This window comes from Pseudomonas sp. NPDC090208, assembly GCF_044746785.1.
In the GTDB taxonomy this organism is placed as follows: domain Bacteria; phylum Pseudomonadota; class Gammaproteobacteria; order Pseudomonadales; family Pseudomonadaceae; genus Aquipseudomonas.
Map to the genome: position 1 here is coordinate 484,908 of NZ_JBIVCU010000002.1, position 19,411 is coordinate 504,318.

Here is a 19,411-nt window from a genome sequence, read left to right on the forward strand (position 1 = left end):
GCCGGGCTGCCGGTGTCGCGGTACCGGCAGCCTTACGATGACTCGCCCGGAACAAACGTTTCAGCTGTCTGGAAAAATCGTCAATTTGCCTCCCAGACCGCGCCATCGCCGATTACATAAATCCGACTGTCTTCCCTGCGCTGAATGCTGAATCCGCCGGTAAACGCACCGAAGGCGGGCAGAAGGCTGACGTTCGCTTGCAGGTAAAAGCAGGGCAGGCGCAGGCGCTGACGGCCTTTGCCAACCAACCGATAGACCGGATGCACATGGCCGGCCAGCACATGGCGGTCAGCGTGAGGTTCCGGCTCATGCTGCAAGGCAAACGGCCCCAGCAGCAGCGGCTCTGGCACCACGTCGATACGTAAATAGTCCGGCGGGTCGCCCGCGCGCTTATCGTGATTACCGCGAATCAGGGTGATGTCCAGCGAGGCATGTCGCTCGCGCCAGGCCGTCAGGGCCGACAGGGTGGCGGGCGCATGGGATTGCGGAGCATGGAGGAAATCGCCGAGAAAGATCAGGTGCTGCACGTCATGCCCCGCCAGCAAGAGATCCAGCCGCCGCAGGTTGTCGTCGGTGGTGCCGTGGGGCACCGGTTGGCCAAGGCGGCGATAGGCGGCGGCCTTGCCAAAATGCGCATCGGCAATCAGCAGGGCTCGCTTGTCCGGGTAGTAGACGGCCTTGTCCGCCAGCAGCCAGATTTCGGTGCCTGCCAGCCGGGTCGCCAGATAGGGCCTCATGGGCTGACCTCCGGACCGGCGGCGCTTTCCAGATCTTGCACCATGCGGGCGATGCGGTCGGCAAGCTTTTCCGTGCTCAGACTTTCGCGCATGCGTTCGACCAGCAACGGGAAGGCCATGGGTGTCGGGCGCTTGATCACGTGCAGGTCCAGCGTTCGGCTATTGATGCGGCGCAGGGTCTGCTCCAGGCGGCTCACTTCCAGTTCCTGGCGCAGCACTTCCTGCTCGGCCTGGGTCAGCAGCAGGTTGTCGGCGTCGTATTGCCTGAATACCTCGAAGAACAGGCCGCTTGAGGCCTGCAACTGGCGGTTGCTCTTCGGCGCACCGGGGTAGCCGGAAAACACCAGCCCGGCGATCCGCGCAATCTCGCGGAAACGGCGCAACGCCAGTTCACCGGCATTGAGGCTGGCGAGGATATCGATCAGCAGGTCCTGCTCACTGAACAGCTGTGGGCTCAGTTGCTGCGACCAATCGATGGCCGTTGCGCTGAGCAATTCAAAGCCATAGTCGTTGACCGCGATGGAGAACGTCAGCGGCGTGTTGCGGCTCAAGCGCCAGGCCAGCAGGCTCGCCAGCCCCAGGTGTACGTGGCGACCGGCGAAGGGGTAAAGGAACAGATGCCAGCCTTCGCGGGACTTCAGTTGCTCGGCCAGCAGCGTGTCCTTGCGTGGCAGAGCCGACCACTGCCGTTGCACCTCCAGCAGCGGGCTGACGCAGTGCATTTCCGGGCTGCTGAAGTCGCCGTGGGCGGCGGCATCGAATTTTTCCACCACAGCGTCGGCCAGTTCGCTGGACAGCGGCATGCGTCCGCCGCTCCAGCGTGGTACGGCGGCTTTCTTGCCGGTGGCGCGGCGCACGTAGGCGGTCATGTTTTCCACCCGCACCAATTCCAGCAACCGGCCGCTGAACAAAAAGCCGTCTCCGGGTTTCAGCCGGGCAATGAAGCCTTCTTCGACACTGCCCAGCGAGCCGCCGCCACCGCCTTTGCTCCAGTACTTCACGTTGATGCTGGCGTCGCTGACGATGGTGCCGACACTCATGCGATGGCGTCGCGCCAGGCGCGCATCGGGAACCCGCCAGACACCGTCTTCGTCGGGTTCGACCCGGCGGTAATCGGGGTAGGCGGTCAGTGACAGCCCGCCATGGCGGACGAACGCCAGAGCCCATTGCCATTCTTCATCCGTCAGGTCGCGATAGGCCCAGGCGCTGCGGACTTCGGCCAGCAGCTGTTCAGGGCGGAAGCCGCCCCCCAGTGCCATGCTCACCAGGTGCTGTACCAGCACGTCCAGCGGCTTGTACGGCGACTCGCGCGGTTCGATCGAACGTGCATCGACCGCATCCCGCGCGGCAGCCGCCTCCACCAGTTCCAGACTGTGGGTCGGCACCAGGGTGATGCGCGACGGGCGTCCGGGTGCGTGACCGGAGCGCCCGGCGCGCTGCATGAGGCGGGCGACCCCTTTCGCCGAGCCGATCTGCAGCACACGTTCGACCGGCAGAAAGTCCACGCCCAGATCCAGGCTTGAGGTACACACCACGGCTTTCAGATGGCCTTCCTTCAAGGCGCGCTCGACCCAGTCACGTACTTCCCGCGCCAGAGAACCATGGTGCAGGGCGATCAGGCCGGCCCAGTCAGGTCGTGCATCGAGCAGCGCCTGATACCAGATTTCCGATTGCGCCCGGGTGTTGGTAAACAGCAGGCAACTGCTGCTGGTGTCCACTTCGGCCAGCACTTGGGGCAGCATGCGCAGGCCCATGTGCCCGGCCCAGGGAAAGCGTTCGATGGCGGCGGGCAGCAGGGTGTCGACGATCAGTTCCTTGACCACCTTGCCCTGCACCGCCGTGCCGCCGCTGCCGAGCAGCACCTCTTGTGCATGCTGCTGATTGCCGAGAGTCGCGGACTGGCCCCAGACAATCAGCGCCGGGTTCCACTGGCGCAGGCGGGCGAGGGCCAGTTGCAGCTGTACACCGCGTTTGTTGCCGATCAGTTCGTGCCATTCGTCGACCACGACCATGTTCAGGGTCGACAGCGTGGCCTGGGCATCGGCGCGGGTCAGCAGCAAGGTCAGGCTTTCCGGGGTGGTGATCAGCGCCGACGGCAGGCGTCGGCCTTGTTTTGCCCGCTCGCTGCTGTTGGTGTCGCCGGTACGCAGGCCGACTGTCCAGGGAATGTCCAGTTCCGCCAATGGTGCTTCCAGTGCGCGAGCGGTGTCCGCGGCGAGGGCGCGCATCGGCGTGATCCACAGGACGTTGAGCGGCGCCGCTGCCGGTTTGCGTTTGTGGGGTTTGTCCTCGCCGGGAGACGTCGCCGGGCGGGCGAAACGGTTGAGTGCGGCGAACCATACCGCGTAGGTCTTGCCGGCGCCGGTGCTGGCATGCAGCAACCCGGACTCGCCCCGGCCCACGGCGGCCCAAACCTCCTTTTGAAAGGCGAACGGTTTCCAGCCACGGGCGGCGAACCAGCGCTGGGCAAAGTTGACGGTTCTGGGCATGCGCAGGCTCTGACGGGGGTTAAGTCAAAGACCGCGAGGGGAGGGGATTAGTTTTGTGGGGGATTAAGGCGAAATGGATCGCACCACGGATTTGTAGGAGTGAGCTTGCTCGCGATTGCGTTCTGTCTGAAACGAATGCATGCCTGACATAACGCAATCGCGAGCAAGCTCACTCCTACAAGGGATACGCGGTTATTTCAGGTTGCCGCTGAGGAACTGCTTCAGGCGTTCGCTCTTCGGGTTGCCCAGCACGTCGTCCGGGTGGCCGATTTCTTCGATCTGGCCCTGATGAAGGAACACCACCTGATTCGCGACCTTGCGGGCGAAGCCCATTTCGTGGGTCACCAGAATCATGGTCCGGCCTTCCTCGGCCAGGCCCTGGATCACCTTGAGCACTTCACCCACCAGCTCCGGGTCGAGCGCCGAGGTCGGTTCGTCGAACAGCATGATTTCCGGTTCCATCGCCAGCGCCCGGGCAATCGCCACGCGCTGCTGTTGACCGCCGGAAAGGAACGCCGGGTACTGATCGGCGACACGGGCCGGCAGGCCGACTTTTTCCAGATACTTGCGCGCGCGGTCTTCGGCCTCGGCCTTGGACACGCCCAGCACCCGGCGCGGGGCCATGGTGATGTTTTCCAGCACGGTCATGTGGCTCCACAGGTTGAAGTGCTGGAACACCATCGCCAGACGGGTGCGGATGCGCTGCAGTTCGGCCGGATCGGCCACGCGCATGCCGGTGGCGTCGCTGACCATCTTGATCTGCTGGCCGTCGAGGGTCATCGCGCCGTCGTTGGGTTGTTCAAGAAAGTTGATGCAGCGCAGGAAAGTACTCTTGCCCGAACCGCTGGCGCCGATCAGGCAGATCACGTCACCGAAGTTGGCCTTGAGCGAGACGCCCTTGAGCACTTCGTGGTCGCCGTAGCTTTTATGCAGACCATCGATGGTCAGTTTGTACATGACTGGCAATCCTTAAGGAGAAAGTAAGTAGCCGCTGCGGAAGGCTTCGGTGCCGGCGACATGGGCGATGACCATGCCGGCGGTTGCCATGCGTCGCAAGGAGCGGGCGTACATAAGGCCGGCGTTGGCCGCGTGGATCGGGGTCACCGTGTCGCTGATCGGGTCGATGATCTCTGCGATCAGTTGCCCGGCTTCGACGTATTCGCCAGGCAAGGTGCAGAACACCAGCAGGCCGCCGACAGGCGTGGCAACCGGTTCGACCGCCGCCAGTGGCGTCGCCGGGTAAATCAGTTCGGGAGGCGTGGCCGGCTCGCCGGCAATCGCGCCGTAGTGCATCAGGTAGCTGATGATCGCCTGGCAGTCGCGGCTGGCGAGGGCATGGTTGACGTCGCCCTGACCACGCAATTCGACGGTCACGGAAAAACTGCCCAGTTCGATCGGGAAGCGCTTTTCGAAACGCTGCTGCAGTTGCCACCACACCAGCGTGAAGCACTCGTCGAACGACTGACCGCCGGAGTCGGTCGCCAGCAGGCTGGCCTGAGCGCCGATGTAGCGCGACAGCAGTTCGACCTGCGGCCAAGCTTCCGGCGTGGTGTACAGGTGTTCGACCGATTCGAAGTCGCAGTGCAAATCCAGCACCATGTCGGCATCGCATGCCAGCCGCTGCAGAGTCAGGCGTTGCGAGTCCAGTTGGGTGGCGGCGACGAGCGCTTTCAAACCGGCGCGCAGGCTGTTGCGGATCAGCGTGGTGTTGCGTTTCGCGTCGTCGCCGAGCAGCGGCTCGACCTCGTCGCCGACCTGTTGGGCGAGGTCGACGAAATGGCGATTGAAGTTTTGCCCGCTTTCCAGCTCGTAGCGGCCCAGCGGGGTGTCCATCAGCACCTGTTCCAGTCCGGCGGGGTTGGCCACCGGCACCACGACGATTTCGCCGAGCAACTGGCCGGCCCGCTCCAGTTCTTCAAGGCGTTGTTTCAGGTACCAGGACACCAGCATGCCGGGCAATTCGTCGGCATGCAGCGATGACTGGATGTATATCTTGCAGGCGCCGTTTTCCGGGCCGTAATGAAAGCTGTGGATCTGCCGCGCGGTGCCCGGCACCGGGGCAAGCAGATCGTGGGTCTGGTGTCGCATGGGCGGGTCCTAGTGAGACGGGCCGAGGAAGGCCAGCCAGCGGCGTTCGGCAAGGCGGAAGAGGCCGACCAGTATGAAGGTGACTGTCAGGTAGATCAGCGCGGCGATGCCGAATGACTGGAAGGTCAGGAAGGTGGCCGAGTTGGCGTCGCGCGCGACCTTGAGGATGTCCGGCACGGTGGCGGTGAAGGCCACGGTGGTCGAGTGCAGCATCAGGATCACTTCGTTGCTGTAGTACGGCAGCGAGCGGCGCAGGGCCGACGGCATGATCACGTAGGTGTACAGGCGCCAGCCGGTCAGGCCGTAGGCCTTGGCGGCTTCGACTTCACCGTGGTTCATGCTGCGGATGGCACCGGCGAAGATTTCTGTGGTGTAGGCGCAGGTGTTCAGGGCGAAGGCGAGGATGGTGCAGTTCATCGCATCGCGGAAGAACGCGCCGAGCATCGGTTGCTCACGCACCGCAGCGATGCTGTAAATGCCGGTGTAGCAGATCAGCAGCTGGATATAGAGCGGGGTGCCGCGAAACAGGTAGGTGTAGAACTGCACCGGCCAGCGCACCAGTGGATTGGGTGAAACGCGGGCGATGGACAGCGGAATCGAGCAGATGAAGCCGATGGCGATGGAGGCGCTGAGCAGCCACATGGTCATGGCCAGGCCGGTGATGTTCTGGCCGTCGGTGTAGAGAAACGCGCGCCAGTAGTCTTGCAGCAGTTCGATCATCGTTGAGCCTCCCGGCTGCCTGCGGCGTAACGCCGTTCAGCCCAGCGCAGGGCAAAGTTGGAAACGCTGGTGATCAGCAGGTAGATCAACGCGGCGAGTACCAGGAAATAGAACAGTTGATAGGTGCTCTTGCCGGCATCCTGAGACGCCTTGACCAGATCGGCCAGACCGATGATCGACACCAGCGCGGTGGCCTTGAGCACCACTTGCCAGTTGTTGCCGATGCCGGGCAGGGCAAAGCGCATCATCTGTGGGAACACCACGAAGCGGAAACGCTGGGCGCGGCTCAGGCCGTAGGCCGTGGCGGCTTCCACCTGTCCGCGCGGTACGGCGAGGATCGCGCCACGGAAGGTCTCGGTGAAGTAGGCGCCATAAATGAAGCCCAGGGTGATGACCCCGGCGGCGAAGGGATCGATCTCGATGTAATCCCATTCCATGATTTCGGTGAGGCTGGTCAGCCAGGTTTGCAGGCTGTAGAAAATCAGCAGCATCAGCACCAGGTCCGGCACGCCGCGAATCAGCGTGGTGTAGACCTGCGCCGGTACGCGCAGTAACGCGGTCTTCGACAGTTTGGCACTGGCGCCGAACAGGCCAAGCACGATGGCCAGCAGCAGCGACATTACCGACAGTTTGACGGTCATCCAGGTGCCTTGCATCAGCAGCGGGCCGAAGCCCTTGAGGCTGAACGCGGACAGTCCCAGGTTTTGCAGGAGAGTTTCGAACATGTGCAACCTATACAGTCAATAAAAACGCCCATCGACTTCAGCGGGGGATTCGGATGACCGCTGACGTGGACGGGCGTTAGTTTTCTTACTTGCCGCTGTACAGATTCAGATCGCCGAAGTGTTTCTTCTGGATCTCGGCGTATTTGCCGTCATCGTGGAGCGCCTTGATGCCTTTATCCAGCAGGGCCTTGAGCTCTTTGTTGCCCTTGGCGATGCCGACGGCGGTCTTGGCTGGCAGCAGTGGATCGTCGATTGGCTGGCTGACTTCGTAGTCGGCGCCTTGTGGCGACTTCAGGAAGCCCAGCTCGGCTTGCAGCATGTCCTGTACGGAAGCGTCCAGACGACCGGACACCAGGTCGGCATAGACCTGATCCTGGTTGGCGTAGGCCTGGGTCTTCACGCCGGCCTTGTCGAGGATGGCCTTGGCGTAGGCTTCCTGGATGGTACCTTGCTCGTAGCCAACGGTCTTGCCTTTGAGCGAAGCGGTGTCGGCGGAGAGGCCGGAACCTTTCTTGTAGACCAGCGAGGTCGGGCCGGAGAACAGTTCGCTGGAGAAGTCGATGACCTTCTCGCGCGCCGGGGTCACGGTCATGGACGAGATCACGCCGTCGAACTTGTTGGCTTTCAGGCCAGGGATCATGCCGTCGAAGTCGCTTTCGACCCACTTGCACTTGACCTTCAGCTCGGCACAGATCGCGTTGCCCAGATCGATGTCGAAGCCGACCAGGCTGCCGTCAGCGGCTTTCGATTCGAATGGAGCGTACGAAGGATCGACGCCGAAACGCAGTTCCTTGTAATCCTTGGCCATTGCAGTACCAGCGGCCACACACAGGGCGAGTGCGGAAAGGGTCAGCCAGGCTTTTTTCATCGTTCAGTCCTTAAAACCAAATGGGGCGTTGAGTAGACGCAAAGGCTTGCTACCGGCAAGTGCCAGACCGCAAAAAGACAGCAATTTCCGAACCAAAGAGACGAACGTGCGTTTTAAATGTACGGAGTTGTCGCAATGATGACTTTGAGCCATCTCTTGTCTTTTTTCGGGGCTTCAAGCTGCGTGCAGATTAGCTGGATTTGCTTCGGCTGTAAGTACGTTATTGCGCGCAAACGTAGCGATTGGCGCTATTGACCGTCGAGTTGCAGCAATCGGCCCGAGCCATCGCCGCTTTGGTGCATCGACGCGGGAAAATGTGCAGTACTGCTACCGGGGGAGGGGCGCAGGCGTGTTCCGTCGGGCAGGTGTCACCGCAACTGTTACTGTCCATAACAGGGCGCTGCAAAAGCCCTGCACCAGGATGGTGCTCAGCTCAGCAGATCCTGCAAGGTCGCCAGGCTGTCGGCCTCTGCCACCGGCTTGTCCTGACGCCAGCGCAGCATGCGCGGGAAGCGCACGGCGATCCCGCTTTTATGGCGTTTCGACAGGGCAATGCCCTCGAAGCCGAGTTCGAACACCAGGGTCGGGGTAACACTTCGTACCGGGCCGAATTTCTCCAGGGTGGTCTTGCGGATGATTGCGTCGACCTTGCGCATTTCTTCGTCGGTCAGCCCCGAATAGGCCTTGGCGAACGGCACCAGCGCACGTTCGCCGGCGTCCGGTGGACCGTCCCAGACGGCGAAGGTGTAGTCGCTGTACAGACTGGCGCGACGGCCATGACCGCGTTGGGCGTAGATCAGCACGGCGTCGACGCTGAACGGATCGATTTTCCATTTCCACCACACGCCCATGTCCTTGGTCCGGCCCACGCCGTACAGCGCATCGCGGGCCTTGAGCATCATGCCCTCGACCCCGAGGCGGCGAGAGGCTTCCCGCTGTTGGCCGAGGTCGAGCCAGTCTGTGCCAGTGAGCAGCGGTGAGGGCAGCAGCAATGGGCTCTGCGCGTTGGCGATCACCTGCTCCAGCTGACTGCGCCGCTGATGTTGCGGGCGGTTGCGCCAGTCTTCGCCTTGCCATTCCAGCAGGTCGTAGGCCAGCAGCACCACCGGCACGTCCTGAAGGATTTTCTTGCTCAGGGTCTTGCGGCCGATGCGTTGTTGCAGCAAGGCGAAGGGTTGTACCGAAGGCACATCCGCGTGTGGGGGCTGGCTGACGGGTGAATCTTCGGCGTCCGGCGTTTTCCAGACCACGATCTCGCCATCGATCACCGTGCCATCGGGCAGGCTCTGCAACACATGCAACTCCGGGAAGCGGTCAGTGACCAGCTCTTCACCCCGCGACCAGATCCACAGGCGACCGTCGCGCTTGACCAGTTGCGCGCGGATGCCGTCCCACTTCCATTCCACTTGCCACTGGCTGACGTCACCGAGCAGTTCTTCGAATTGCTCCACCGGCTGTTGCAGGGCGTGAGCGAGGAAGAACGGATAGGGCTGACCGCCACGCTGGGCGTGCTCGTCGGCGGACTCTTCAGCGATCAGGCGCAGATAACCTTCGCCGCTCGGGCGGTGCGAAAGGTCGGTGTAGCCCACCAGCCGCTGGGCCACGCGCTTGCTGTCGATACCGGCCAAGGCCGCCAGCGCACGGGTCACCAGCAGCTTCGACACGCCGACGCGAAAACTGCCGGTGATCAGCTTCAGACAGACCATCAGGCTCTGCCGGTCCAGTTGCGCCCAGAATGTCGGCAAGCGCTCGGCGAGGGTTTCCGGCGGCAGGCCGCGCAACGGCAGCAGCCTGTTTTCCATCCAGTCGGCCAGACCCTCATCGGAGCGGTGCGACGCTTCGGGTAGTAACAGCGACAGGGTTTCTGCCAGATCGCCGACAGCCTGATAACTCTCTTCGAACAGCCATTCGGGCAGACCGGACAACTGCATCGCCTGCTCGCGCAACAACCGGGTCGGCACCAACTGCCGAGGTCGGCCACCGGCGAGGAAATACACGGCCCACGCAGCATCTTCCGGCGCGGCATGAGTGAAGTAATCCTGCATGGCCGCCAGCTTGGCGTTGCTGGAGGTGGTGGCGTCGAGTTGCGCGTACAGCTCGGCGAAGGCCTTCATGAGGACGCCTCTTCGGGATCAGCAGTTTTGGCCGGAGCGTCGTCTTCTTCATCGCCGTATTCGGTGGTGAAGCCTTGGGCGTCGAGGCCCGACTCACGCAGATAGCGCACCAGTACCGCCACCGAGCCGTGGGTGACCATCACCCGCTCGGCGCCGGTGTTTTCGATCGCCCACAACAGCCCCGGCCAATCGGCATGGTCGGACAGGGCAAACCCGCGATCCACGCCACGCCGGCGGCGGGTGCCGCGCAGCATCATCCAGCCGCTGGCGAAGGCGTCGCTGAAATCGCCGAAGCGGCGCATCCAGGTGCTGCCACCTGCGGAGGGCGGCGCGATGATCAGCGCCTGACGCAGGGCCGGGTCGGTTTTCTTGAAGTCGCCGGCGTAACGGGTTTCCGGAATCCGTACGCCGGCTTCGCGATAGACGCGGTTCAGCGGCTCTACCGCGCCGTGGACCAGAATCGGCCCGATGTCCGGGTCGATGCCATGGAGGATGCGCTGGGCTTTGCCGAACGAGTAGGCGAACAGCACGCTGGCCTTGCCGACGGCGGCATTGGCGCGCCACCAGTCGTTGATACCGGTGAAGATTTCGGCCTGGGGTTGCCAGCGGTAGATCGGCAGGCCGAAGGTGGATTCGGTGATAAAGGTGTGGCAGCGCACCGGCTCGAACGGCGCGCAGGTGCCATCGGGCTCGACTTTGTAATCCCCCGAGGCGACCCAGACTTCGCCCTGATATTCCAGACGCACCTGCGCCGAGCCAAGGACATGCCCGGCCGGGTGCAGGCTGAGTTTCACGCCGTGGTGGGTGATGGACTCGCCGTATTCGAGGGTTTGCAGGTTGATGTCCTGACCCAGCCGCGAACGCAAAATGCCTGCGCCGGGGGCTGCGGCCAGATAGTGGCCGTTGCCGGTTCGGGCGTGATCGCCGTGGCCGTGAGTGATGACCGAGCGCTCGACCGGACGCCACGGGTCGATATAGAAATCCCCCGGCGGGCAGTACAGACCTTCAGGGCGGGCGATGACGAGATCCATGCGCAAGAACCGGGCAGGGGGCTTGTCAGGTAGAGCGGTGGGGCGCGGTAGAAGTTCTGTTGAATTGCGCGCCACCCTTGTAGGAGCTGGCTTGTCCTGCGACCGGCGGGGAACCCGTCGTAAAACCTGCGCACGCGGTTTGCCTGACACGGCCAGTGCGCATGGATTCACGACTGCTTCGCAGCCGGTCGCAGGACAAGCCAGCTCCTACAAGGGGGGGGCAGCGCCCGATCCAGGCTATTTGCCCGGCGTCAGCGTCAACCGCTGCTTGCCATACACCTTCTCGAAGTTCTCCGGCTGCATCGGTACCGACATGTACTGGCCCTTGACCCATGGCTCGATGCCGTCGCTGTAATGCGGGCTGGCCGGGTTGCCCGACTGGCCACCGACACCTTGCGCCATCATCGGCTCCTGCTGGGCGAAGTCGACAATCATGCGCATGGCCGGAATCACCGCTGCATCGAAATCCTGTCCCCAATGGAAGCCCGAGGCATTCAGCGTGGTGTGATCGCCACCGGCCGCCATCGGCCCCTTGATCACGCCAGCCTTGCTGCCACCAATGGCCGCTGCCAGTTGCGCGCTCTGTGAGGTCCACTTGTACTGGTGCAACTTGCCCCATTGCCAGGCTTTGTGATCACCGCCCAACTGGCTTTCGCCAGCGCTGATCGCAGCGGCCAGACTGCGGGCGAGAATCGTCGGCTTGTCTTCCTTCTGCGGGGTTTTCACGTCGTCCCAGAACGGGCTGTCTTCACGCCCCAGCAGATGGTCGGCCTGCGGCGAGTACGACAGGTCGGCGCTCTGCACCAGGGCTTTCCACGCTGGACTGGTTTCCGGGCCGAGTTCGTCGAGGAAGATCTGCCGGGCGCTTTCCTGCAGGAACAGCTCATAAATGGCGGCGTCCGCCGACACTGGCGACAGTCGGCCATCGAACGCCATCAACCGGCTCAGCGCTTCGCGGGCCTTGTCGCGATCAGGTGCGGGCAAAGCGTCGATAGCGGCTTTCAGCGGCTTGGCCATGCCCGGCGCTTCAAACATTTTCTTCAGCTTGGCGGCGAAGGTGGTGGTCTGGTCGTACTGCATACCGATAGTGCTGCGGCTGTCCTGCTTGCCCAGGCTGGCCAGCTCGGCGATGCGCTCGGCACGCTCGGGGTAATCCCACGAGTTGGACAGTTGCATGCCGTAGCCTTTTTGCATGGTCCGCTGGTTGGCCGTGGCGATCCAGCCTTGCTGCGGGTCCTGATCGTACGGATGCAACATGGCGTCGGCGTAGCCGTCCCAGTCGTAGCGGCCTTCCCAGCCCGGCGATGGAATCAGGCCCAGCCCGTCACGACGGTTCGGGTAGCGCCCGGTGACTTGCCAGCCGGTGTTGGAGGCGTCGGCAAACACCATGTTCAGGGTGATCGCGCGGATCTCGCGGCTGGTGTCGAAGGCGCGTTCGACGTTCTGCGCGCGGCTCAGGTCGAACAGCGCGTCGAGGCTCTTGTCGTCCTTGGCATCCGGGGTCTGCAGAGCAATGCCCAGGCCGCTGGCCAGTTGCGCCGAACTGCCATTGAGCAGCCCGCCGTGGCGAGTCGCGTAGGCCGCTTCACGAATCGGCCGCTGGCCGCGGACGAAATAGGTTTCTTCATGGCTGCTGGCGGGCACCCATTTATTGTCGGCCATGACCATCAGGCGGCTGCCTTCGCGTTTGACCTTCTCCAGGAACAAGTCCTGGTTGTCGCCCATGGCCGGGCCCATGCCCCACGCCAGTTTGCCGTTGAAGCCGGACAGCACCAGCGGCAGGCCGGCCACGGTGGCGCCGGCGGCCTGGTACTTCGGCGCGCGGATCTGCACGAAATTCCACAGCGACGGCAGCGTCGCCGGCAACTGGCTGTCGGTCGCCAGCAGGCTCTTGCCGGCACGGGCGCGGGACGGAGAAATCACCCAGTTGTTGGAGGCAGAGACGCCCAGCAGGTTGAGGTCGGACAGTTGCAGTGCGGCCTTGTCGAGGTCGCTCAGGCCCGGCATCTGACTGCCCAGGTTCAGGCCCTTGAGCTTGTCGGCCTCGGCGAACGGCAATTCTTCATCCGGATAGGTCGGCAACAGCCAGGCCAGCTTGTCGGCGCCGACTTTCTGCGCCAGCACCAGCGAGGAGATTTCCTCCTGCAGGTTCACCGACAGGCTGAAGTTGAGCAGGGCGAAGATCAGCGCCGAGTCTTCGGGCTTCCAGTATTCGGGCTTGTAGCCGGCATCGGCGAGGTCCGCCGGCAGCTTGTCGCGGTAGCGGAACAGGTAGGCGTTGACGCCACGGGCGTATACCTCGAAGAAGCGCTTCAGGCGTGGCGACGACGCGTTGTACAGCTCGCCGGCCGTCTGTTTGAGGTTGGCGGCGCGCATCATGCGGTCCAGATCCAGCGCCCCGGCGCCGGCGATTTCCGACAGACGGCCCTGCGCCAACAGACGCATTTGCACCATCTGGCTGATGCGGTCGCTGGCATGCACGTAGCCCAGGGTGAACAGGGCGTCGTGGAAGGTGCTGCTTTCGATCAGCGGCATGCCCAGGTTATTGCGACGCACCGACACGTTCTGCGCCAGCCCCTTGATCGCGAACACACCGCTGGTGGGCGGCAGGTTGTCGCGGTCTTCACCGCCCAACTGGCAGCCGGCAAGGCTCAACAACCCCGTCACGACGGCGGCAGTGCGCAAACGCGCTTTCACGGATGAACGGGCTGGCGAGGCCATGACGAAGCTCCTGCGGGGGTAGGCGTTGGAAAGGCGCTACGTTAGTGAGCAGGCCGACGCCACGCAAGCCGGGGGCAGGAGTTTATTTTCATGCTTTTGCAGGGCGGACACCGAACGGTTATCCGGATTGGCACGATTCATTTGTAGGAGCCGGCTTGCTGGCGAACGACGGTGTGTCAGGCGCCACGGCCTCGTATGACACACCGCCGTTCGCCAGCAAGCCGGCTCCTACAGGTTGCCGATCAAGCCTTCGGCGGATTGATCTTGTCCACCAGCGCGTACGCGCGCTTGACCGCTTCACGGCTCTGCACCGATTCGAACCAGCGCTTGAGGTGCGGGAAGTCGTTGAGGTCTTGCAACTGGAAGGTGTGCGGCACGATCCACGGGTAAATGGCCATGTCGGCGATGCTGTAGGCCTCACCGGCGACAAAGGCGCGGTCGGCCAGACGCTTGTTCAGCACGCCGTACAGCCGCGCGGTTTCGTCCGTGTAACGCTTGATCGCGTAAGGCACTTTCTCCGGCGCGAAGCGATTGAAGTGGTGATTCTGTCCGGCCATCGGGCCCAGACCGCCCATTTGCCAGAACAGCCATTGCAGCACTTCTTCGCGGCCGCGCAGGTCTTTGGGAATGAAACGGCCGATCTTGTCTGCGAGGTACAACAGAATCGCCCCGGATTCGAACAGGCTCAGTGGTTCGCCGCCGTCACTCGGTTGGTGGTCGACGATCGCCGGGATGCGGTTGTTGGGGGCAATCTTCAGGAAGTCCGCTTCGAACTGCTGACCGGTGCCAATGTTGACCGGAAAAATCCGGTAGGGCAGGCCGGCCTCTTCCAGAAAGATGGAAATCTTGTGGCCGTTGGGGGTAGTCCAGTAATGCAGGTCGATCATGGAAAGCTCCGGCTGAGTTCCAGATAAATAGAGGTAGGTGCCTGTTTTACCCTCTTGCCTGCCTGGCGCACAAATGAAAACGGCCTGATCGCTCAGGCCGTTGTCAGTCCATGGCGATCAGGCGCCGTGGCACTTCTTGAATTTCTTCTCGCTGCCGCATGGGCAAGGGTCGTTGCGACCGACGTCCTTCAGGGCGTTGCGCACCGGCTCCTGAGGCTCGTGGTTGCAGTGCGGACCATGCACGTGGCCGTGGTCGTGATGATGGTCGTGGTGATCGTGATCGTGGTTGCAATCAGGACCATGCACGTGGGCTTGCTGGTTCATGGGGTTACTCCGGAATTAAATCGCCGGGGATTATCTCGCCGTTACGACCAATACGCACGCTGTGTCCGAATAAAAATCCGGTCTTGAGCTTGCCTTCCAGCCGGTAATGCACCGGTTGGTTGGCTTTGCCGAGCATCTTCGAGATGTCCTTGAGGTGCTCCCACAGGTTGGTACGGATCGGCACCGAAAAATTGCGGTGGCTGTTGGCCTTGACGATGAACCATTCGCTGGACTCGCCCTCGCTGAGCAGCATGTCGTTGAGCATGACCTTGTAGCGCAGGCCGCGCACCAACAGGCTGGAGTCATTGGGGTTGTCGACACGGAAGCGCAGCTTGAAGTCCTGGCGCAGCAGCTTGGTCTTGACCACGTCGACCTTGAGCAGCTTGACGTCGGGCTCCTCGTAGCCGCCGGTCATCCAGGTCGAACACCCCGAGATCGCCAGCATCGAAAAAAGGCAAAGCAGTCTGATCACACGAGCCTGAAACACCATGGGTTCACTCCCTGTTCGGGCCTGAGTATAGGAGCAACTCGCCGTTGCAGACAGGCTGCGCCATACTCGTGCGCTGTGTCGAAGGAGTATTGACCCATGAAGCTGTACGAAATTGCTTTTTCCGGCCAACTGGTACCCGGCGCTCAGCTGGATCGGGTGCAGGCGAACATGGCCAAGCTGTTCCAGGCCGATGCCCAGCGCATCGCTCTGCTGTTTTCCGGTCGCCGTCTGGTCCTGAAAAACGGTCTGGATCAGGCTTCTGCGGAAAAATACCGGTCGACGCTAGAGCGTGCAGGGGCCTTGGTCGAGGTGGTGGAAATGCCCGGTCAGGTGGAAGTCGAAGAGGTCGAACTGGCTCCGCCGCCGGATCAGCCAAGCTGGACGCGCAAGCCGTCTGCCTTTGCGCCGGCCCCCATGGCGCCTGTCACAGCAAGATCAGAAGAGAAATCCCGTCTCGAACCGCGCGACGTGTACATGGCGGCGTTTGTCGATGTCGACGCGCCGGACTTCACCCTGTCCGAACTGGGCAGAGACGTTCAAGACCCCAAAGCCGCCCCGGTGGCGCCACGTCTGGATCTGTCCGGCCTGAGCCTGGCCCCGGCCGGCAGCGACATGGGCGAGATGAAAAGCGACGAGCATGTGCTGGTGCCGGATATCTCGCATTTGAAGCTGGCGTGATTCAGAGGCATCCGGACCTTCCTGAAATGTGACCTGACTATCTGAAATAGGCGCGAATAAACGGTGGGAGCGAATTCATTCGCGATGCGGTGGCCCGGACAATACCTTGGCGTTGGCCGAGATGCCGTATCGCGAATGAATTCGCTCCCACAGGGTAAGCCCTCGTCGCCTGCATCCACTCAGGCCATATACGCCGAACAACACTTCTTGAATTTCTGCTCGCTGCCGCATGGGCAGGCGTCGTTGCGTCCGGCCTTGAGCGCGACGGTGGGGTCGATGAAATACCAGCGGCCCTGATTCTGGACGAAGGCCGAACGCTCGCGATGGCTGTGCTCGCCAGCGGCGTCATGCCAGCGCGCGGTGAAGGTGACGAAGGCGTGTTCAGGCTTGCCGCCGAGCAACTCGGCGTTTTCGACGTCCAGCCCCAGCCAGGTACTTTGCGCACTCCACTGGCTGATCGAATCGCGGTCCAGGCCACTTTTCTGCACCGGCAACGTGGTATCCAGCAGGTAATCCACCAGCCCCAGCACATAGGCGCTGTAGCGCGAGCGCATCAACGCTTCGGCACACGGCGCGGGCTGTCCGGCGTGATAGCGACCGCAGCAGGCGTCGAGAAGATTGCCGCTGCCACAGGGACAAATTGCACTGCTCATGATGCGTGTCTCACCACCAGTACTTGCCAAAATTCTCCGGGTTGGCCCAGAACTTCGCGTTCAGCCAGTCCGGCACCTGTTTGTATTCGCGCAGGTCGTAGGTGAACAGCGTCAGTACCTGTTCGTCCCGGGCGAAACGCTCGCTGGCCTGCAATGCCAGCGAGTAGAAATCCGTGGTCTGCCAGCCGCAGGCCTTGAGATCGGCCAGCACGGCGATGCGGCTGGCGTTGAGGTTTCGGATGCCGCCGAGCAATTCCAGGCCGGTACGCTTGGGGATGTGCTCCAGGCAATCGACCACCAGCGCCAGATCGAAACGCTGGCCCGCCAGCTCGGCCGGCAAAGTGCCGGGCGCCGCCTGCGCCAACTCGGTGTCGGGGTGGGCTTCCTGAAACGCCTGCAGGGCCGGAAAGCTGTCGGCGCCGATCAGCAGCAGACGCTGCGGTGCGTAACGATCAAGCAGCGCGGCGAGCGCCTGTTGCGGCGTGCGGGTGGAAAAACTGTCGCTCATCGGTATCCCTCAATTGAGCCAGCAAGGTTAGCGCGACGGCTGCATGTGAGCCAGAGCTGTGACCTTTTCAGCGGGTGCTTGAACTTTTTTCGTGATTGCCCTGACAAACCGACTGGTGAAGGCAAAAGGCTATTTCAAAAAGAACGTGCCGGTTTGTGTGCTGAAAACCCATAAAACCCCCGGTTTCAGGGTGGCGAATGGCCCAAGTGCCGTCTTTACTGCATTTCAGTCGGTTTAAGCCGATACCAAAGGAGAAGAACTGTATGAGCATGATTCGCACAGCGTTACCTCTGATCTTGGTTACCAGTGTGTTGACGGGCTGCGCCGGCTTGCAAAAGACCGACTGGCCTCTGTGTGCTGCCGGTGGCGCGCTCACCGGTGCGGCAATCGGTGCCTTCCAGACGGCGTCTGTGGCGGCGGGGCTCGGTGCGGCAACGGGTGTGATGGCGGGAGCCTATTGCTGGGTTCACGGTGATGGTGACGACGATGGCGACGGTGTGAAAAACAGCGTCGACAAGTGCCCGAACACGCCGAAAGGCACGCCGGTCGACGCGACCGGTTGCCCGATCGTGACGCCAGCGCCTGAACCGGTAGCACCGGCGCCTCTGCCTAAAGAAGAAGTCATCACCATTCGTGACGTGCACTTCGAGTTCAACAAGTCGAACCTGACGCCAGCCGACAAGCAGCGGCTGGACATGGTTGCCACCAAGCTGAAAACCGAAGCGCCTAATGTGCAACTGCGTGTCAGCGGTCACACCGACAGCGTGGGCAGCGACAAGTACAACCAGAAACTGTCGGAACGTCGCGCGCATGCCGTGACGGATTATCTGGTCAGTGCCGGTGTGCCTCGCAGCGCGTTCGTGTCGGTAGAGGGTGATGGCGAAAGCCGCCCTGTGGCAGACAACAACACGGCCGAAGGCCGCGCGTTGAACCGCCGTACCGAGATCAAGATCAATCGTTGATTGATGGCTGTACGGAAAACCCCGCTTCGGCGGGGTTTTTTTATGAATGTCCCCCGAGGTTTCTGTGTGGCCTGTGTAGGCGCTGGCTTGCCCTGCGACCTGCCGGGTACCGGCAGCAAGACCGGCGAATGCGGTCCGCCTGAAACACCACGTGTACTGAATTTACGACTGCTGCGCAGTCGGTCGCAGGGCAAGCCAGCTCCTACATGTGATCACCACGAGTTTTCGCCCTCCCTCTGGAAAAACCGCCCCCTTCGCCGTACTGTGCGCGAAGCGTTTTTTTGCACCAGAAAACTAAAAAAATATCAGGGGCGGGTCATGAAGGTGCTTTGGGGGTTGGGGAAGATCCTGACGTTGGCATTCTGGCTGGTCGTGCTGTTCAACCAGGCCGTCACGCTGCCGATGCCGTTCGGGATATTGATCACACTGGCGGGCGGCGTTCTGCTGCTGATGCATGTCATTCAATTGCTGTTTTTCAACGGTAGCCTGCGGGGGCGTCGACATCCCTGGTTCGATCGCTTGCAGATTCTGCTCTTCGGTATTTTTCACCTGCAATCTTTCGGTCGCCGCCAGGCGGAGGTTCACCATGCGTAACGTGTTGCTGATGACGGCGGGCCTGCTGTCGGTCCTGAGCAGTTCTCTGGTCATGGCCCAGGCCATTTCTGTGGAGCCGCATTCGCTGATGCGTCTACCAAGCAACACCAGCGTGTTGCAACTGGAGCGCCTGGAAGTGGCCGATTATGGCACCTTGCTGATTCCGGCCGGGCTGACGGTGGTCAAGGTCGATCAACTGGTCATGGGCCATGAGTCGCGGATTGCCATCGTGCCGAGTCCGGAGCCGTTCAGCCTGCAGGTCAAACGTGGCGAGCTGGGAAGCGGTGCGCAGATCACCGCGCGCGGCGCGCCGGGAACGTTCGAGAAGGCGCCGCTGCCAGGCCGCAATCTCAACCTGCGGGTCGAGCAGTTGAATGCCGATCTGTTGTCCATCGATGCCCGTGGTGGCGCCGGCTCGCCGGGTTTCGTCGGCCTGGATGGCGGCAACGGCAAAGACCCGGGTTGCACCTGGGGTTCGGCCAGCCGTGGTTTCGATGGCGACAACGGTGGCAATGGTCGTGATGGCGCAGCGGGCGGCCTTGTGCGTCTGGAGTTGCCGCAGGTGTTCCCGGATGACCACGTCAAGGTCAATGTGCAGGGCGGTGCCGGTGGTGTGGGCGGTGAAGGCGGACGCGGTGGCAAGGGCGGCGCGTCCAAGGGCTGCCTGATCTATCGCGCCGACGGTGCGAAGTCGGGCAAGAACGGCGAAAAAGGCCAGACCGGTGCGCCGGGGCCAGCCGGCTCGGTGAACGTTCGCAAGCTTTGAGCGCAGCCTCCTGGCAAAAGAACCTGTAGGAGCCGGCTTGCTGGCGAACGCGGTCT

19 protein-coding genes are annotated in these 19,411 nt (G+C 62.5%); 4 read left to right on the forward strand and 15 right to left on the reverse strand.

Annotated elements, in window-relative coordinates; all coding sequences use genetic code 11:
* Nucleotides 1-80: 80 nt before the first annotated feature.
* The 13 genes from pdeM to ACIPL0_RS05310 form a co-directional block, all read right to left on the reverse strand.
* The gene (gene pdeM / locus ACIPL0_RS05250) at nt 81-737 is read right to left on the reverse strand and encodes a ligase-associated DNA damage response endonuclease PdeM (RefSeq protein ID WP_400592738.1); all 657 of its coding nucleotides are present in this window, start codon (nt 735-737) and stop codon (nt 81-83) included.
* The gene (locus ACIPL0_RS05255) at nt 734-3,226 is read right to left on the reverse strand and encodes a ligase-associated DNA damage response DEXH box helicase (protein ID WP_400592735.1); all 2,493 of its coding nucleotides are present in this window, start codon (nt 3,224-3,226) and stop codon (nt 734-736) included. The genes pdeM and ACIPL0_RS05255 overlap by 4 nt, the downstream gene beginning before the upstream one ends.
* Before the next feature lie 192 nt (nt 3,227-3,418).
* The gene (locus tag ACIPL0_RS05260) at nt 3,419-4,183 is read right to left on the reverse strand and encodes an ABC transporter ATP-binding protein (protein ID WP_400731317.1); all 765 of its coding nucleotides are present in this window, start codon (nt 4,181-4,183) and stop codon (nt 3,419-3,421) included.
* A gap of 12 nt (nt 4,184-4,195) precedes the next feature.
* Nucleotides 4,196-5,314, reverse strand: coding sequence for a succinylglutamate desuccinylase/aspartoacylase family protein (locus ACIPL0_RS05265; protein ID WP_400592730.1), 1,119 nt, complete (start codon nt 5,312-5,314; stop codon nt 4,196-4,198).
* Nucleotides 5,315-5,323: 9 nt separating this feature from the next.
* Nucleotides 5,324-6,034, reverse strand: coding sequence for an ABC transporter permease (locus ACIPL0_RS05270; RefSeq protein WP_400592727.1), 711 nt, complete (start codon nt 6,032-6,034; stop codon nt 5,324-5,326).
* Complete coding sequence (locus ACIPL0_RS05275; protein ID WP_400592724.1) at nt 6,031-6,759, reverse strand: ABC transporter permease; 729 nt, start codon at nt 6,757-6,759, stop codon at nt 6,031-6,033. Before ACIPL0_RS05275 ends, ACIPL0_RS05270 begins: the two co-directional genes overlap by 4 nt.
* Before the next feature lie 85 nt (nt 6,760-6,844).
* On the reverse strand, nt 6,845-7,627 hold the full coding sequence (locus ACIPL0_RS05280; RefSeq protein ID WP_400592721.1) for a transporter substrate-binding domain-containing protein: 783 nt from the start codon (nt 7,625-7,627) through the stop codon (nt 6,845-6,847).
* A gap of 428 nt (nt 7,628-8,055) precedes the next feature.
* The gene (locus ACIPL0_RS05285) at nt 8,056-9,741 is read right to left on the reverse strand and encodes an ATP-dependent DNA ligase (RefSeq protein WP_400592719.1); all 1,686 of its coding nucleotides are present in this window, start codon (nt 9,739-9,741) and stop codon (nt 8,056-8,058) included.
* Nucleotides 9,738-10,772 (reverse strand): ligase-associated DNA damage response exonuclease, encoded by a 1,035-nt coding sequence (locus tag ACIPL0_RS05290; RefSeq protein ID WP_400592716.1) that lies wholly within the window; start codon nt 10,770-10,772, stop codon nt 9,738-9,740. Before ACIPL0_RS05290 ends, ACIPL0_RS05285 begins: the two co-directional genes overlap by 4 nt.
* 237 nt (nt 10,773-11,009) lie before the next feature.
* Entirely contained in the window at nt 11,010-13,493 is a 2,484-nt protein-coding gene (locus ACIPL0_RS05295) for a penicillin acylase family protein (RefSeq protein WP_400592713.1), read from the reverse strand.
* A gap of 242 nt (nt 13,494-13,735) precedes the next feature.
* On the reverse strand, nt 13,736-14,380 hold the full coding sequence (locus ACIPL0_RS05300) for a glutathione binding-like protein (protein WP_400592710.1): 645 nt from the start codon (nt 14,378-14,380) through the stop codon (nt 13,736-13,738).
* A 117-nt stretch (nt 14,381-14,497) separates the two neighbouring features.
* Entirely contained in the window at nt 14,498-14,704 is a 207-nt protein-coding gene (locus ACIPL0_RS05305) for an SEC-C metal-binding domain-containing protein (protein WP_062387914.1), read from the reverse strand.
* 4 nt (nt 14,705-14,708) lie between these two features.
* Nucleotides 14,709-15,194 (reverse strand): LEA type 2 family protein, encoded by a 486-nt coding sequence (locus ACIPL0_RS05310; protein WP_400592707.1) that lies wholly within the window; start codon nt 15,192-15,194, stop codon nt 14,709-14,711.
* Nucleotides 15,195-15,290: 96 nt separating this feature from the next.
* On the opposite strand from ACIPL0_RS05310, the gene ACIPL0_RS05315 reads away from it, so the two are divergent.
* Complete coding sequence (locus ACIPL0_RS05315) at nt 15,291-15,872, forward strand: hypothetical protein (protein WP_400592705.1); 582 nt, start codon at nt 15,291-15,293, stop codon at nt 15,870-15,872.
* A gap of 179 nt (nt 15,873-16,051) precedes the next feature.
* Here ACIPL0_RS05315 and ACIPL0_RS05320 read toward each other — a convergent pair whose 3' ends face one another.
* Together ACIPL0_RS05320 and ACIPL0_RS05325 are read right to left on the reverse strand one after the other, a co-directional pair.
* Nucleotides 16,052-16,525 carry a YchJ family protein gene (locus tag ACIPL0_RS05320; protein WP_400592702.1) on the reverse strand — a complete coding sequence of 158 codons (474 nt, stop codon included), beginning with the start codon at nt 16,523-16,525 and terminating at the stop codon, nt 16,052-16,054.
* A gap of 10 nt (nt 16,526-16,535) precedes the next feature.
* The gene (locus tag ACIPL0_RS05325; protein WP_400592699.1) at nt 16,536-17,033 is read right to left on the reverse strand and encodes a DUF6231 family protein; all 498 of its coding nucleotides are present in this window, start codon (nt 17,031-17,033) and stop codon (nt 16,536-16,538) included.
* A 263-nt stretch (nt 17,034-17,296) separates the two neighbouring features.
* Between ACIPL0_RS05325 and ACIPL0_RS05330 the strand changes: the two genes are divergently transcribed.
* The 3 genes from ACIPL0_RS05330 to ACIPL0_RS05340 all read left to right on the forward strand — a co-directional run bounded on the left by ACIPL0_RS05330 (nt 17,297) and on the right by ACIPL0_RS05340 (nt 19,355).
* Entirely contained in the window at nt 17,297-17,995 is a 699-nt protein-coding gene (locus ACIPL0_RS05330) for an OmpA family protein (protein ID WP_400592697.1), read from the forward strand.
* Nucleotides 17,996-18,313: 318 nt separating this feature from the next.
* Entirely contained in the window at nt 18,314-18,589 is a 276-nt protein-coding gene (locus ACIPL0_RS05335; RefSeq protein ID WP_400593913.1) for a DUF1145 domain-containing protein, read from the forward strand.
* Nucleotides 18,582-19,355: a collagen-like protein gene (locus tag ACIPL0_RS05340; RefSeq protein ID WP_400592695.1), complete on the forward strand. Its 774-nt coding sequence runs from the start codon at nt 18,582-18,584 to the stop codon at nt 19,353-19,355. The genes ACIPL0_RS05335 and ACIPL0_RS05340 overlap by 8 nt, the downstream gene beginning before the upstream one ends.
* Nucleotides 19,356-19,411: the final 56 nt, after the last annotated feature.

Coding starts and splice junctions, on each gene's coding strand:
- pdeM (WP_400592738.1), bottom strand. CDS start 737: ATGAGGCCCTATCTGGCGACCCGGCTGGCAGGCACCGAAATCTGGCTG.
- ACIPL0_RS05255 (WP_400592735.1), bottom strand. CDS start 3,226: ATGCCCAGAACCGTCAACTTTGCCCAGCGCTGGTTCGCCGCCCGTGGC.
- ACIPL0_RS05260 (WP_400731317.1), bottom strand. CDS start 4,183: ATGTACAAACTGACCATCGATGGTCTGCATAAAAGCTACGGCGACCAC.
- ACIPL0_RS05265 (WP_400592730.1), bottom strand. CDS start 5,314: ATGCGACACCAGACCCACGATCTGCTTGCCCCGGTGCCGGGCACCGCG.
- ACIPL0_RS05270 (WP_400592727.1), bottom strand. CDS start 6,034: ATGATCGAACTGCTGCAAGACTACTGGCGCGCGTTTCTCTACACCGAC.
- ACIPL0_RS05275 (WP_400592724.1), bottom strand. CDS start 6,759: ATGTTCGAAACTCTCCTGCAAAACCTGGGACTGTCCGCGTTCAGCCTC.
- ACIPL0_RS05280 (WP_400592721.1), bottom strand. CDS start 7,627: ATGAAAAAAGCCTGGCTGACCCTTTCCGCACTCGCCCTGTGTGTGGCC.
- ACIPL0_RS05285 (WP_400592719.1), bottom strand. CDS start 9,741: ATGAAGGCCTTCGCCGAGCTGTACGCGCAACTCGACGCCACCACCTCC.
- ACIPL0_RS05290 (WP_400592716.1), bottom strand. CDS start 10,772: ATGGATCTCGTCATCGCCCGCCCTGAAGGTCTGTACTGCCCGCCGGGG.
- ACIPL0_RS05295 (WP_400592713.1), bottom strand. CDS start 13,493: ATGGCCTCGCCAGCCCGTTCATCCGTGAAAGCGCGTTTGCGCACTGCC.
- ACIPL0_RS05300 (WP_400592710.1), bottom strand. CDS start 14,380: ATGATCGACCTGCATTACTGGACTACCCCCAACGGCCACAAGATTTCC.
- ACIPL0_RS05305 (WP_062387914.1), bottom strand. CDS start 14,704: ATGAACCAGCAAGCCCACGTGCATGGTCCTGATTGCAACCACGATCAC.
- ACIPL0_RS05310 (WP_400592707.1), bottom strand. CDS start 15,194: ATGGTGTTTCAGGCTCGTGTGATCAGACTGCTTTGCCTTTTTTCGATG.
- ACIPL0_RS05315 (WP_400592705.1), top strand. CDS start 15,291: ATGAAGCTGTACGAAATTGCTTTTTCCGGCCAACTGGTACCCGGCGCT.
- ACIPL0_RS05320 (WP_400592702.1), bottom strand. CDS start 16,525: ATGAGCAGTGCAATTTGTCCCTGTGGCAGCGGCAATCTTCTCGACGCC.
- ACIPL0_RS05325 (WP_400592699.1), bottom strand. CDS start 17,033: ATGAGCGACAGTTTTTCCACCCGCACGCCGCAACAGGCGCTCGCCGCG.
- ACIPL0_RS05330 (WP_400592697.1), top strand. CDS start 17,297: ATGAGCATGATTCGCACAGCGTTACCTCTGATCTTGGTTACCAGTGTG.
- ACIPL0_RS05335 (WP_400593913.1), top strand. CDS start 18,314: ATGAAGGTGCTTTGGGGGTTGGGGAAGATCCTGACGTTGGCATTCTGG.
- ACIPL0_RS05340 (WP_400592695.1), top strand. CDS start 18,582: ATGCGTAACGTGTTGCTGATGACGGCGGGCCTGCTGTCGGTCCTGAGC.